At 69.4% G+C, this 13,159-nt stretch carries 15 protein-coding genes; 7 read left to right on the forward strand and 8 right to left on the reverse strand.

The window, feature by feature from the left end; all coding sequences use genetic code 11:
• Window positions 1–61: 61 nt before the first annotated feature.
• Window positions 62–1,123, forward strand: a complete 1,062-nt coding sequence (locus tag CJEDD_RS02750; protein WP_042405446.1) for a Cj0069 family protein — start codon at window positions 62–64, stop codon at window positions 1,121–1,123.
• Between the two features lie 338 nt (window positions 1,124–1,461).
• Window positions 1,462–2,343, forward strand: a complete 882-nt coding sequence (locus CJEDD_RS02755) for a DUF4282 domain-containing protein (protein WP_052333719.1) — start codon at window positions 1,462–1,464, stop codon at window positions 2,341–2,343.
• Between the two features lie 34 nt (window positions 2,344–2,377).
• Here the strand turns inward: CJEDD_RS02755 and CJEDD_RS02760 are convergent, their stop codons facing one another.
• From CJEDD_RS02760 to CJEDD_RS02780, 5 genes are all read right to left on the reverse strand, one after another.
• Entirely contained in the window at window positions 2,378–2,788 is a 411-nt protein-coding gene (locus CJEDD_RS02760) for a DUF3151 domain-containing protein (protein ID WP_042405447.1), read from the reverse strand.
• 44 nt (window positions 2,789–2,832) lie between these two features.
• Entirely contained in the window at window positions 2,833–3,423 is a 591-nt protein-coding gene (locus CJEDD_RS02765) for a Maf family protein (RefSeq protein WP_042405449.1), read from the reverse strand.
• On the reverse strand, window positions 3,423–3,608 hold the full coding sequence (locus CJEDD_RS02770) for an acyl-CoA carboxylase subunit epsilon (protein ID WP_042405451.1): 186 nt from the start codon (window positions 3,606–3,608) through the stop codon (window positions 3,423–3,425). The genes CJEDD_RS02765 and CJEDD_RS02770 overlap by 1 nt, the downstream gene beginning before the upstream one ends.
• Window positions 3,609–3,618: 10 nt before the next feature.
• Window positions 3,619–5,136 carry an acyl-CoA carboxylase subunit beta gene (locus CJEDD_RS02775; protein ID WP_042405453.1) on the reverse strand — a complete coding sequence of 506 codons (1,518 nt, stop codon included), beginning with the start codon at window positions 5,134–5,136 and terminating at the stop codon, window positions 3,619–3,621.
• Between the two features lie 261 nt (window positions 5,137–5,397).
• On the reverse strand, window positions 5,398–7,590 hold the full coding sequence (locus CJEDD_RS02780; protein ID WP_042405455.1) for a catalase: 2,193 nt from the start codon (window positions 7,588–7,590) through the stop codon (window positions 5,398–5,400).
• Window positions 7,591–7,722: 132 nt separating this feature from the next.
• On the opposite strand from CJEDD_RS02780, the gene CJEDD_RS02785 reads away from it, so the two are divergent.
• The gene (locus CJEDD_RS02785) at window positions 7,723–8,457 is read left to right on the forward strand and encodes a biotin--[acetyl-CoA-carboxylase] ligase (RefSeq protein WP_232297664.1); all 735 of its coding nucleotides are present in this window, start codon (window positions 7,723–7,725) and stop codon (window positions 8,455–8,457) included.
• 22 nt (window positions 8,458–8,479) lie between these two features.
• Window positions 8,480–8,935, forward strand: a complete 456-nt coding sequence (locus CJEDD_RS02790; protein WP_042405458.1) for a hypothetical protein — start codon at window positions 8,480–8,482, stop codon at window positions 8,933–8,935.
• Between the two features lie 5 nt (window positions 8,936–8,940).
• On the opposite strand, the gene budA is transcribed toward CJEDD_RS02790, so the two are convergent.
• A complete protein-coding gene (gene budA, locus CJEDD_RS02795) occupies window positions 8,941–9,669 on the reverse strand; it encodes an acetolactate decarboxylase (protein WP_042405459.1) in 729 nt (242 codons plus the stop codon).
• 70 nt (window positions 9,670–9,739) lie between these two features.
• Between budA and CJEDD_RS02800 the strand changes: the two genes are divergently transcribed.
• Genes CJEDD_RS02800 through CJEDD_RS02810 form a run of 3 tightly spaced genes read left to right on the forward strand, consistent with a single transcriptional unit; the run spans window position 9,740 to window position 11,880 of the window.
• Complete coding sequence (locus CJEDD_RS02800; RefSeq protein WP_081764474.1) at window positions 9,740–10,903, forward strand: 5-(carboxyamino)imidazole ribonucleotide synthase; 1,164 nt, start codon at window positions 9,740–9,742, stop codon at window positions 10,901–10,903.
• A 13-nt stretch (window positions 10,904–10,916) separates the two neighbouring features.
• Window positions 10,917–11,420: a 5-(carboxyamino)imidazole ribonucleotide mutase gene (gene purE, locus CJEDD_RS02805; RefSeq protein WP_042405475.1), complete on the forward strand. Its 504-nt coding sequence runs from the start codon at window positions 10,917–10,919 to the stop codon at window positions 11,418–11,420.
• Window positions 11,413–11,880, forward strand: a complete 468-nt coding sequence (locus CJEDD_RS02810) for a YdcF family protein (protein WP_074432477.1) — start codon at window positions 11,413–11,415, stop codon at window positions 11,878–11,880. Before purE ends, CJEDD_RS02810 begins: the two co-directional genes overlap by 8 nt.
• A gap of 183 nt (window positions 11,881–12,063) precedes the next feature.
• Here the strand turns inward: CJEDD_RS02810 and CJEDD_RS02815 are convergent, their stop codons facing one another.
• Both CJEDD_RS02815 and CJEDD_RS02820 read right to left on the reverse strand, forming a co-directional pair.
• Entirely contained in the window at window positions 12,064–12,414 is a 351-nt protein-coding gene (locus CJEDD_RS02815; protein ID WP_042405460.1) for a hypothetical protein, read from the reverse strand.
• A 55-nt stretch (window positions 12,415–12,469) separates the two neighbouring features.
• Window positions 12,470–13,147 carry a TIGR03089 family protein gene (locus CJEDD_RS02820; RefSeq protein WP_273657602.1) on the reverse strand — a complete coding sequence of 226 codons (678 nt, stop codon included), beginning with the start codon at window positions 13,145–13,147 and terminating at the stop codon, window positions 12,470–12,472.
• Between the last annotated feature and the right edge of the window lie 12 nt (window positions 13,148–13,159).

Genomic DNA, 13,159 nt, shown 5'->3' on the forward strand with positions numbered 1-13,159 from the left:
AATTGCCCCGGCGGCGCTACCGAGCGCCGGTCGGGGGCATGCATCACGAAAGGGAACCACCGTGCACAAGGCGATTGTTGTCTTCGAGGTCGAAGGCGGCTCCGACAAGTCCTTCGACGGCCACCGCAAGGACACCATGCCCATCGTCAACGCGATCAAGGACAAGGGCTGGGATTCCGAGGTTGTCTTCTTCCGCCCCGAGTGGAGCGACGACCTGTTCACCTACGTCTCCGAGAACTTCGACGCCTACATCTCCCGCGTGAACCCGGGCAACATCCCGGGCGGCGAGAAGGGCTACTTCGACCTGCTCACCCGCCTGTCCGAGGCCGGCCTGGTCGGCATGTCCACCCCGGAGGAGATGATCTCCTACGGCGCGAAGGACGCCTTGGTGAAGCTGAACAAGACCGACCTCGTGCCGGAAGACACCGCCGCGTACTACGAGGTGGAGGACTTCCACAACACCTTCCCGACCTCCCTGTCCTACGGCGAGCGCGTGCTCAAGCAGAACCGCGGCTCCACCGGCTCCGGCATCTGGCGCGTGCGCCTCGCCGACGAGTCCCTCGCCGAGTCCGTCGAACCGGGCACCGCCCTGCCGCTGGACACCAAGCTCAAGTGCACCGAGGCCGTGGACAACCACACCGAGGAGCGCGAGCTCGGCGAGTTCATGGACTTCTGCGACCAGTACATCGTGGGCGACAACGGCATGCTCGTTGACATGCGCTTCATGCCGCGCATCGTCGAGGGCGAGATCCGCATCCTGCTCGTCGGCCCGCACCCGGTGTTCGTCGTGCACAAGAAGCCGGCCGAGGGCGGCGACGCCTTCTCCGCGACCCTGTTCTCCGGCGCGAAGTACACCTACCAGAAGCCTGAGGAGTGGCAGGAGCTCATCGACATGTTCGCCGAGGCCCGCCCGGTCATCGCGGAGAACCTCGGCGGCGACAACATCCCGCTCATCTGGACCGCGGACTTCATGCTCGCCGACGACGACGAGACCGGCGAGGACACCTACGTCCTCGGCGAGATCAACTGCTCCTGCGTCGGCTTCACCTCCGAGCTCGACATGGGCATCCAGGAGCTCGTGGCCGAGGAGGCCATCAAGCGCGTCGAGGAGAAGAACGCCTAAGCGCTTCTTGCTTATCGACGTCTCAAGCCACCACCGCCCCGGTCCCTCCCACGTTGGACCGGGGCGGTGGTGCTTTGGCGGTGGTGCTTGTAAAAATCCACAACCCCACCGACAAAAGCCCAGGTCGGCACCCCGCGTGAAGGCGTCTCGCTTGCGCGGATTTTTACAAAACCCGGCCTCCACGCCGCGCCCCCTGCCCGTAACAGTTGACAACACCCGCGTTCCCGTCGGTGCCGACCGGGTGTTTTGCGTACTCTTACTACCCGGCTTGCCCCAGCAGGCGCACCGTCGCCGGTCTATGGTTATTGTGTTCAACCCCAAAGACGCAAGGAGCTCCCATGTCCACGCCCTACAACCCGAACCACACTCCGGACCCGGACGACGACCAGACCGGCACCTCCAGCGACCTCACCGGCGATACCAGCGCCACCAGCGACAGCGAGACCAGCTCCACCGGCGATACCAGCTCCACCAGCTCCACCAACGAGACCGGCAGCTTCGGCGCCCACTCCGACCAAGCCGAGAGCCAGAGCAGCTACCCGAGCTATGGCCAGTACCCGTCGGTGCAGCCACAGCACGGCGAGAACCAGTACGGCGAGAACCAGTACGGGCAGCAGGGCCAGTACTCCCAGGCCCAGTACGGCCAGAGCCAGTACGGGCAGGGGTACTCTCAGCCGCAGTACGGCCAGACCCAGTACAGCCAGCAGAGCTACACCCAGCCGCAGTACGGGCAGGGCCAGTACGGGCAGGGCCAGTACGGGCAGGGCCAGTACGGGCAGGGGCAGTACGGCCAGCAGGCCCAGTACGGGCAGTTCCCCCAGGCCGGCACCCAGCAGTACGACCAGTCGCAGTACGGCTACGGCAAGCCCGCGAAGTCGGGCAAGGGCAACGGCTTCTTCAACGCGCTGTTCGACCTGTCCTTCAGCCGCTACATCACCGTCGACTTCATGCGCGTGATCTACGCGATCTCGCTCGGCCTCATCGCCCTCGCGTGGGTGTCTGGCCTGCTGTTCTCCTTCGCTGGCTTCGGCGACAGCTTCGGCGAGGGCATGCTGATGCTCGTGGGGTTCCTCATCTTCGGCACCCTCGCCGCATTCATCGCGGTGGTGGTTACGCGCATCACGCTGGAGTTCTACGTCTCGCTGGTGAAGACGGCGCAGAACACCTCGAAGCTGGTTGAGCTTGAGGAGAGCGCACAGCGCAGCACAACGCAGCGCTAAAAGCGCAGCGCAGAACTATCAGCGCAGCGCAGCGCTACTCGTCCGCTGCCGCCAGGAGCGTTTCCACCGACTGCGGGTCGGCGTCGGAAAGCATCTGGCGGCAGCGGTCGTATTCCGCCTGGTCGCCGATCGCCTTCGAGGCGAGCGCCAGCATCGCGATGGCCTTGAGCACGCCCTGGTTCGGCTCGTGCGAGGCCGGCACCGGGCCCCAGCCCTTCCAGCCGTTGGCGCGCAGCCGGTCGAGGGAGCGGTGGTAGCCCGTGCGGGCGTAGGCGTAGGCGACGAGCTGGTCGCCGTCCGACAGCTCGCGTTCGGCGCGGGCGGCCCACACGGCGGGGGAGTCGGGGTGGGCGAGCGCGGTGGCGTCGGCAAGGAGGTCCTCGCCGGCGGCCGGGTCGGCGGGCAGCTCGATGGGCTTGGGGGCGAGCATGTCGTTGATTTCCATGCGCGCCAGGCTACCCGCCGATTGCATCCGCCATGCGCAGTCCGCTATGCCCAGAAGTCCGAGGCGTCGAGCCCGAAGCGGTACAGGCAGCGCCGCAGCAGCGGCATGGACAGACCGATGACGCTGGTGGGGTCGCCGTCGATGGCGTCGATGAACCAGCTGCCGAGCGCCTCCAGCGTGAACGCGCCGGCGCACTCGAGCGGCTGGCCGGAGCGGGCGTAGGCCTCGATGTCGGCGTCCGAGACATCGCCGAAGCGGATGCTGGTGGCGACGGTGTCTACCACCCACTCGCCGCCGAACCACACCGCGTGCCCGGTGAGCAGCTGCGCGACCTTGCCGCGCTGCGCTTTCCACCGGCGCACGGTCTCGTCCACGGTGTGCGGCTTGCCCAGCAGTTCGCCGTCGAGGAGCAGCATGGAGTCGCAGCCTACGACCACGTCATCGGGAAATTCGGCGATGGCCGTCTCCGTTTTTGCGCGGGCGAGGGTGGCGACGATGGTGGCCGGAGGTGCGTCGTGAAGCGAGGCGATGAGCGCGTCCTCGTCGAGGTCCGCGGGGCGGAGCACGGGCGCCACCCCGCCTTGCTCGAGCAGCATGCGTCTCGACGGCGACTGCGACGCCAGGACCAGCCGCATCAGAAGTACGCCGCGGAATCGAACGCGTGCGGGTTGAACGCGGTGGCCGGGTGCGCCACGCCCCACAGGTTGGCGTCCGGCCGCACGCCGGCGAGCTTGCGCTCGCGCTGGATCTGCTCGAGCACCTGGGCCAGGGCGGCGAGCTCCGCCTCGGTCGGGTTGCCCTTGACTACCTGAATATCCACGTCGGCCTCCTTACAGCGGGATGTTGCCGTGTTTCTTCTGCGTCGGGTAGGCGACCTTGCGCTCGAGCAGGCGCAGGCCCTCGAGGACGCGGGTGCGGGTCGCGGACGGCTCGATGACCGCGTCAACGAGGCCGCGCTCGGTGGCCACGTACGGGTTGAGGTTCGCCTCGGCGTACTCCGCCTCGTCGGTGCCGATGGCCTCGGCGGCGGTGGCGGCGTCGGCGAGCGCGATCTGCGCCGTCGGCCACGCGAAGACGAGATCCGCGCCGAGGCCCTTCGACCCGAGCAGGGCGTAGGCCGGGCCGAGCGCCTTGCGGGTGACCACGGTGATCGTGCCCACCTGCGCCTCGGCGAACGCGAAGGCGAGGGCGGCGGCGCCGGCGGCAGAGCCGGAGCGTTCCTCCTCCGCGGAGGGGAGGAAGCCGGGGCAGTCGACGAGCTGCACGATGGGCAGGTTGAACGCGTCACACGTGCGGATGAAGCGGGCCGCCTTGCGCGCGGCGTCGCGCGTGAGGCAGCCGGCGAGGACGCTCGGTTGCGTCGCGACGACACCGACGGCGCGCCCGCCGACGTGCGCGAAGCCGGTGACCACGCTCGCCGCGAACTCGGGGGAGAGCTCGAGGAAGTCGCCGTCGGTGACCGCGGCGATGATGTCGGCGACGTCGTAGGGCTGGTTGTCGTCGTCCGGCATGAACGTATCGAGGTCGGCGCCCGCGTCCGCGTCGACGTCGGCGCCGAGCGGGGAGGCCGCCTTGTTGTTCAGCGGCAGGTAGCCCACGACGGCGCGGGCGAGGTCCACGGCGTCGGCGTCGCTGGCCGCGGTAAGCTGCGCCAGGCCGGTCTCGGCCGCGTGGATGGCGCTGCCGCCCAGCTCGGTGGTGGTGGTCTCCGTGGCGGCGACCTTGCTCACGATGTCCGCGCTGCTCACGTGCAGCGCGGCGTCCTCGGCCATGATGGTCACGTCCGCGAGCGGCACGGTCGCCGCCGCGAGCGCCGCCGCGTCGCCCGCCACGACCGCGATCTGCGGGACGAGCCCCGACGCGCGGGTGGCGGCGCGCAGGATCTGCGCCTGCATGTGCGCGGTGACAATGCCTTCCTTCCAGCGCGGGCCGGTGGAGTCGTAGATGCCGATCAGCGGCACGCCCGTCTTGGTGGCCAGCTCGTAGACCTTGAGCATCTTCTCGGCGTAGACCTCGCCGATCTGCCCGTCGAAGATCGTCGGATCCTGGGAAAACACGCAGACCCGCCGGCCGTCGATGAGCCCGTAGCCGGTGACCACGCCGTCCGTCGATGGCTTCGTCTTGTCCATCTTGTAGGCCTCGACGCGGTGCTTAGCTAGGGCGTCGGTCTCCACGAATGTGCCGTCGTCAAGCAGGCGCTCCACGCGCTCGCGGGCGGTCGCCGCCCCGGCGTCGTGGACCGCGTCGATCGCGTCCTGGCCGACCGGGACCTGCGCCTCGTCCAGGCGGTTGCGCAGGTCTTCGATGCGGCCGGCCGTGGTGGTCATGTCGGGTTTGGATGAACTCATAGCGCCCCAGTGTAGATTCCGTGCGTTGCCCCATGCTTATCGACGGCTCCGCCCCGAACGTTTCGCCCTTGCGCACGTACGCCTGCTTGCCCGTGGTGAGCACCATGAGGTTGGCCGCGCGGCCGCCGAGGCGCTCGCGCAGCCACAGCAGGTGCCTGACGTCGGAATCATACTGCACGAACGGCGCCTACTACCGCATTTTCAGAACGACGCCCCGCGCCGAACGAGCGGCGCGGGGCGAATGCGGGGGCCAGTGCGGAACTAACGCTCCCAGACGCGGTGGGACGCGAGCAGCTCCTTCACCGGGGCAGCGGCGGCGTCCGCGGTGTCGACGGCGACGATGCCCGGCTGGTCGGCCGGCACGCGCGCCGCGTCGAGCGCCTGCTTGCCGGCGCCGCCCACGGCGACGATGGCCTTCTTGTGGCGCTCGAACTCGCCAAGCATGGTGGCCACGTCCGGCTTCGCGGGCGGGTTGACCACGATGGCGGCGTCGAACTCGATCGAGCTGGCGGTGAGGTACGTGCGCGAGATGGACACGTCCTTGCCGCCGAGGTTGACAGTGCCGCCCTTCTCCGCCACGAGCAGCGGGGTGGTGCCGGCGGCGAAGAGGTCGTCCACCAGTGCGCCTACTGCCTTGGCGGAAGCGTCGTCCAGATCGGTGGAGATGAGGATGCCCACCTGGCGGCCGTCGATAGGCCAGGTGCCGCCCATCTGGGACAGCGCCTTGGACGGCTTAACGTCCGCCACATCCTGGGCTGCCGGGTGCGGCAGGCCGAGGTTGTCCGCGACCGTTTCCGCGAGCTGCTGGTCCACGTGCGCGAGCACATCGAGGTAGCGCACCTTCACGGCCTCCTCGTAGCACTTGCCCAACTCGAAGGAGAGGGCCTGGGTGAGGTGCTCCTGCTCCACGTCAGACAGGGAGATGTAGAACAGGCGGGCCTGGGAGAAGTGGTCGTCGAAGGAGGCGGCGTGCTCGCGGGTGATCTCGCCAGAGACGGCCACCGGGACGTCGATGAATGCGCCCTCTTCGACGGACGCCTCGGCCGGCGCGTTCTCGTCGAGCGAGTTCGGCTTGTACGGCGCGACGCCGGTGTGGGAGCCGACCTGGTGCATGGCGTCGCGCAGGTTGTCGTTCACCGGGGCCTGCGGGCGGTTGATCGGCAGCTGGGTGAAGTTCGGCCCGCCGAGGCGCGAGATCTGGGTGTCCAGGTAGGAGAACAGGCGGCCCTGGAGCAGCGGGTCGGCGGTGACGTCGATGCCCGGGGGCAGGTGGGACGGGCAGAACGCGACCTGCTCAACTTCCTCGAAGTAGTTGCGCGGGTTCTTGTTCAGCGTCATGGTGCCGATGATCTCCACCGGTGCGAGCTCCTCGGGCACGAGCTTGGTCGGGTCCAGCAGGTCGATGCCCTCGAACATCTGGTCCTCGGTGTCCGGGAAGACCTGCACGCCCAGATCCCACTGCGGGTAGGCGCCGGCCTCGATCGCGTCGTACAGGTCGCGGCGGTGGAAGTCCGGGTCCATGCCGCCGGTGATCTGCGCCTCCTCCCAGACCTGGGAGTGCACGCCGAACTTGGGCTTCCAGTGGAACTTCACCAGCGTGGTCTCGCCTGCGTCGTTGATGAAGCGGAAGGTGTGGATGCCGAAGCCCTCCATCGTGCGCAGCGAGCGCGGGATGCCGCGGTCCGACATGTTCCACAGCGTGTGGTGCGTGGCCTCGGTGTGCAGGCCGACGAAGTCCCAGAACGTGTCGTGCGCGGACTGGGCCTGCGGGATCTCGCGGTCTGGGTGCGGCTTGCCGGCGTGGACAACGTCCGGGAACTTGATCGCGTCCTGGATGAAGAAGACCGGGATGTTGTTGCCCACGAGGTCCCAGTTGCCCTCCTCGGTGTAGAACTTCGTCGCCCAGCCGCGGGTGTCGCGCACGGAATCGGCAGAGCCGCGGGAGCCCAGCACGGTGGAGAAGCGGACGAAGACCGGCGTCTCCTTGTCCTTCTTGAACACGGCGGCCTTCGAGATTTTCGACGCGTTGCCGTTGGCCACGAACACGCCGTGGGCGCCGACGCCGCGGGCGTGCACGGCGCGCTCCGGGATGCGCTCATGGTCGAAGTGGGTGATCTTCTCGCGGAAGTGGTGGTCCTGCATGAGCAGCGGGCCGCGCTCGCCGGCGCGCAGGGACTTCGACGTCTCGCCCAGGCGCGCACCCTGCGAGGTGGTGAGGTACTTGCCCTGCTGCGCGCGCGGATCGACCTCGGCAGCGCTACCCGCGCCGACGTGGAACGGGCAGCCGGTGGGGGAGACGGGCGCCGGGCCCTGCTGCGCGTCGGTGTCGCGCGGCGGGTTCGCGGGGGCCTGGGGCTCCTCAACGCTCGGCGTGGCGGCCCCCGGCTTGCCGGAGACGGTGTCGCCGGCCGGGGAGGCGGCGTTCGTGGCGGGAGTGTGGTCGTTGTTCGACATACCTGCAACCTTTCATCGGGGGTTGGGGAACACAGCCGAGGATAGGGCCGCGGGGCGGGTGAATGTCGGACGACTATTCAGGATTCGGCGGCGGGTGCCGTCGGGGCGTCGATACGCAATATGCTCGGGGGCATGACTGTGAGGGATATTCAGGCCATCCAGGACGCGGTGGCGGAGTACTGGCCGGACGTGCGGTGGGTGGAGACGACCGGTTCCACCAACGCCGACCTGCTCAAGGAGGGCGCGCCGGGCACCGTGCTCATCGCCGACGAGCAGACCGAGGGCAAGGGCCGACTCGGGCGCCACTGGGTCTCTCCGAAGGGGTCGCAGCTGGCGATGAGCATGGTCGTCGAGGCGGGCGAGACTCCGCCGCCGTTCGGGCTGCTCTCCATCGCGCCGGGCGTCGCCGTCACCGACGTCGTGCCGCAGGCGAAGCTGAAGTGGCCGAACGACGTGCAGATCGGCGGCAAGAAGATCGCCGGTATTCTCTCCGCGCTGGACATGCCACGCGTCATCGTCGGCATCGGCATCAACGTGGCCATGCGCCCCGAGGATCTGCCGGTAGAGACCGCCACGGCGCTCAACCTCGAGGGCATCGACGTCGACTTCGACGACTTCACCGTCGACATCCTCACCGCCATGGGGCAACGCCTGCGGCAGTGGCGCGACGGCGACCCGCAGCTGCTCGCCGACTACCGCGCGGTGTGCTCCACCATCGGCCAGCAGGTCCGCCTCGAGCTGCGTACGAGCGACGACGACGGCGAGGTCCGCGGCACCGTCACCGGCGTCAGCGACGAGGGCGAGGTACTTATCGACGGCGTCCCGTACTCCGTCGGCGACGTCCACCACCTGCGCCCGACGTCCTAGGCGTCCAGTACCCTGCCTGGTGATGGCTGGAAAGGCGCCGTTTCGGGTTGGCGAGGACGAGGTGGTCCTCGCCGACGTCTGCGCGCCGCTTTCCTCGCTGACCATCCCGCTGCTGGAGATCGTCTTGGCCACCGGCGTGGCGTGGATGGCCATCGGCTGGATGGACGTCACCCCGCACGTGAACCCGCAGACGCGCAACCTCGTCGTGCTCGCCTGGGCGGTGCTGGTGGCATGGCGGTTCCTCGTGCCGCTGGCGGCGTCGCGGCGTCACCGCTTCATCGTCACCGACAAGCGCATCCTCGCCCGCGGGAAGCGCGGCGCGGTGGATTCCATCCCGCTGCGCCAGATCCACTCCGTGCGCCGCGAGCGCGGCGGGCTGTGGGTGGCGCTCTACGGCTACGCGCAGCCCGTGCGCTTCGAGCGGGTGGCCAAGACGCGCGCCGTGGAGAAGGTGCTCCAGGCGCAGTTGCGGCGGTAGGCCCGCTACCCCTTCACCTCGGTAGTGTGCAGCTGTTCGTCGAGGTCCTCGGGCGAGAGGTGCCCGCCGAGGAACTCGGCCGTGACCGGCAGGTGCAGCTCCATGTCCGTGCCGGGGCACAGCTCGATGACCGCCTCGTCGACGGTGTAGTCGAGCACGTGGCCGCCACGCGTGTGCTCGTCGTTGATGAAGTGGACGTGGCAGCCCGGCACGCCGATGCCCTTCGCGTACGCCGGGGTGCGAAATCCCCCGATCACGCCGCTGACGTCGGTGAACGTGTGCTCGGCGTCTGCGGACACCGCCTCCGACATCGGCGGGTACGGCTTTTCCTGCTTGGTCACGGTGCGCACGCGCACCTCCTTGAACCGGCCGGTGATCTTCACCGCGGTGAAGAAGTTGTGGCTCGGCTCGGCGGCGTCGATGAAGCTGGAAAGTTCGGAGCGGACCATGGCCTTCGGTGCGTCGAGACGCAGGCGCGGCACGAAGTTGGTCACCACCGTGAACGGGGTGCGCTGGTCGAGGTCGGCCACGCGTGCCTTGCCGTCGGAGGTGAGCTGGTGGCACACGCCGTCGAGGATGAGCATCTCCCCGTCGAGCGCGTCGAACGTGCCGAGGCCGAAGTTGCCCTTGCCCAGGATGTCGCCGATGGTGAGCTCGCCGTCGTAGATGCCGTCGAGCAGCGCGGTCATCAGCGAGTTCTGGAAAATAGTGTGCCGGGCGATCGTGTCAGCCATGGCTGCGATGGTAGCCGGAGTGCGCGTCGGCGCGGCGACTACAGTGTTCGGCGTGAGTAACGCGTATGGGATGCCCGTCGTCGCCGTCATCGGCGACGGCCAGTTGGCACGAATGATGCAGACGGAAGCGATCGAGCTAGGGGTGGAGACCCGCGTGCTCGCCGCGTCGCGGGAGGATTCCGCCGCCCAGGTCTTCGGCGACGTGCGGCTCGGGGACTACACCGACCTCGCTGACCTGCGCGCGATCGCGGACGGCGCGGACGCCGTCACCTTCGACCACGAGCACGTGCCCAACGAGTACGCGCAGCTGCTTATCGACGCTGGCGTGTCCGTCGAACCCCGCCCCGACGCGCTCCTGTACGCCCAGGACAAGCTCGAGCAGCGCCGCCGCCTGTCCGAGGCGGGCCTGCCCGTGCCGGCGTTCGCCGCGATCGGGTCGGTGGCCGACGCCGAGGCGTTCTGGGACGAGACCGACGGCCAGGTGTGCTTGAAAGCCACCCGCGGCGGTTACGACGGCCACGGCGTGTGGTTCCCGGCGACGCGCGAGGAGTGCGCGCGCCTGGTCGAGGACCTGCTCGGCCGCGACCTGCCACTCATGGCGGAGAAGAAGGTCGCGTTCACCCGCGAGCTCTCCGCGATGGTGGCGCGCAACCGCTCCGGCGAGGTGCGGGCGTGGCCCGTCGTGGAGTCGCGCCAGGACGGGGGCATCTGCCGCGTGGCCATCGCGCCGGCGCCGGGGCTGTCTGCCGAACTCGCGCGGCGCTGCCAGGACCTCGCGGTGCGCGTCGCCGAGGGGCTCGGCGTGACCGGCGTGCTCGCGGTGGAGCTATTCGAGTTCGAGGGGGAGACCGGCCCCGACGTCGCCGTCAACGAGCTGGCGATGCGCCCGCACAACACCGGCCACTGGACCCAGGACGGCTGCGTGACCTCCCAGTTTGAGCAGCACCTGCGGGCGGTGCTGGATTGGCCGCTAGGCAGCGTCGATACGCAGGCGCCCGCGACGGTGATGGTGAACACGCTCGGCGGGGAGGACGACCCGGCGACCCCGATGGCCGAGCGCGTCGCCGCGGTGATGCGCAAGTACCCGCAGGCCAAGGTGCACCTCTACGGCAAGGACCACCGCCCCGGGCGCAAGATGGGGCACGTCAACGTGTGCGCGGGCAGCGTCGAGGAGGCGCTCGCCGTGGCGGAGGACGCCGCGCACTACATCATCCACGCAACCTGGAAGGACTAGGGAAATGGCGGAAATGTCACAGCCGGTTGTCGGCATCATCATGGGTTCGGACTCGGACTGGGACACCGTCGCGCCTGCGGCGGAGGTGCTCGCCGAGTTCGGCATCCCGTTCGAGGTGGGCGTGGTCTCCGCGCACCGCACCCCGGAGAAGATGCTCGCCTACGCGAAAGAGGCGCACACGCGTGACCTGCAGGTGATCATCGCCTGCGCGGGCGGCGCCGCCCACCTGCCGGGCATGGTCGCGGCCGCAACGCCGCTGCCCGTCATCGGGATCCCGCGGGCGCTGGACACGCTCGACGGGCTGGACTCGCTGCTGTCCATCGTGCAGATGCCGTCCGGCGTGCCGGTGGCCACCGTCTCCATCGGCGGGGCGAAGAACGCCGGGCTGCTGGCGGCGCGCATCCTCGGCGCGTCCGACCCCGGGCTGCGGCGCGCGATGGTGGATTACCAAGCGCGGCTGAGCGCCGAGGTGGAGCGCAAGGACGAGGCGCTGCGCCGGCGTCTCATGGGTGAATAGCCCGATCGTCGTGCTCGGCGCCCGCATTATCGACGGGCGCCCGTCCCGCATGCTCAAGTTCCGGCTGCGCACGGCGCTCGAGGTGTGGCGCCGTGAGCCAGCGCCCGTGGTGGTCAGCGGGTACGAGGAGGCCGGCGTCATGGCCGCGTGGCTGGCCGCGCACGGGGTGCCGGAGACCTCGATCGTACTCGAGCCGCTTGCAGAATCCACGAACGAGAACCTGGAGCGATCCCGGGCGCTGTTTCCGGACGTGCCGTACCTCACCGTCGTGACCAGCGGGTTTCACGTCCCGCGCACGAAAGTGTGGGCGTGGCACCTGGGCATCCCGGTGCGCATGGTGGCGGCACCGACGCCCAAGGCGTCGCGGAAGCGCAACTACGCCCGCGAACTCGTCGCGTTGCCGCACTCGGCGGCGCGCGTTGCGTGGCGACGCTTCGTGCGCCGCGCGCTCGGGCGGTAGGGGTGTGGGTTGCCGGGTGGCCCGCCATTTCCGCTCGATCCAGCTACTAAGACCCAGCTATTAGCGTTCTAAACGCTAATAGCTGGGTCTTAGTAGCTGGATTTGGCCGTGGTGGGGCGGATCGGCCGGGCCGCGGCGGGGTGGGCGCGGCGGCCAAGGCGCGCCCAGGACGGCCTCGCGCGCCTAGCGGGGGAGCCCTGGGAGCTGCGGCACCTTCAGCCCGAGGTGCGGGCCGGCGAAGTAGATGCCCGCCGCGCCGAGCGTGACCACCACGGCGCCGATGCCCACGAGCAGGCCGAGGAAGCGCGTCGCGTTGTCCACCTCGTCCTGGGTGAACTTGCTGCTGCCCGGGCCGGTGGCCATCTGGGGCGTCGCCGGGGTGGTCGTAGTGGTGGCTGCACCCGCGGCGGGGGTCGACGTCGCTGCTGCGGCGGACGATGCGGCCGGCGATGCGGCGGGCACGAGCGCTCCCGCGGCGACCGTCACGGCGAGAGCGGGTGCGAGCGCGAGGCGGAAGGGCGGGCGTGCGGGCATCGGTGGACCTCCTGAAGGGCGGGCAGTGTCGCGCTACAGGATAGCCGACGTGTCCTTACATCTCTTCGATGAACTGGGTGACCTTCTCCGCGGAGGCGATTTCCTGCAGCCGCTCCGCGGAAACGAGGCCCGCGACCACGACGACGGAGCCGCCGGCGGCGATGGGCGCAAGGACGGACTCCATGAAATCCCGCGCGTCTTGCCAGCGCTGCACGAGGGTGCGCTCGGCGGGCACGTCGTCGCGCGCGAAGTCGCCGAGCTGCGGGCTCTCGCCGAAGTAGGCGTCGCCGTAGAAGCGGACGGTCGGGCCGAAATCGACAGTGCCGACGGGCAGCTCGCCGCCGGACTCGACGACGCCGCGCCCGAACGGGTCCTCGGAGACGACAACGCAGTCCGGCACGTCGCTCCAGCGGTCGGCGCCTTCGAGGGTGGTGAAGACGAGATCCGGTGGTGGGGTTGGGGAGGGGGCTCCGGAGGCGTCGATACGCGGGGTGCGCGACGAGTTGAGCGCCCCGAGCGCGATGACGGCCGCCTGCCACGAGACGGGGAGATCGACGAGGATGTCGGCGTCGGGGGCGAGGTCGAATTCCTCGTCGAGCATGTTGGCGACCTTGCTGGCCCAGTTGTCGAGCGTTTGCGCGGAGAAGTCCATGCGCACCCCGCGCGCGTCGTCGTAGACGGTCAGGCGCGGGGATGCCGGATCGTTGTGCAGAAGCGGTGCGAGCATGCTCATGCCCGCCCAGTG

Origin of the sequence: Corynebacterium jeddahense, from assembly GCF_028609865.1 — a bacterium.
Taxonomy (GTDB): domain Bacteria; phylum Actinomycetota; class Actinomycetes; order Mycobacteriales; family Mycobacteriaceae; genus Corynebacterium; species Corynebacterium jeddahense.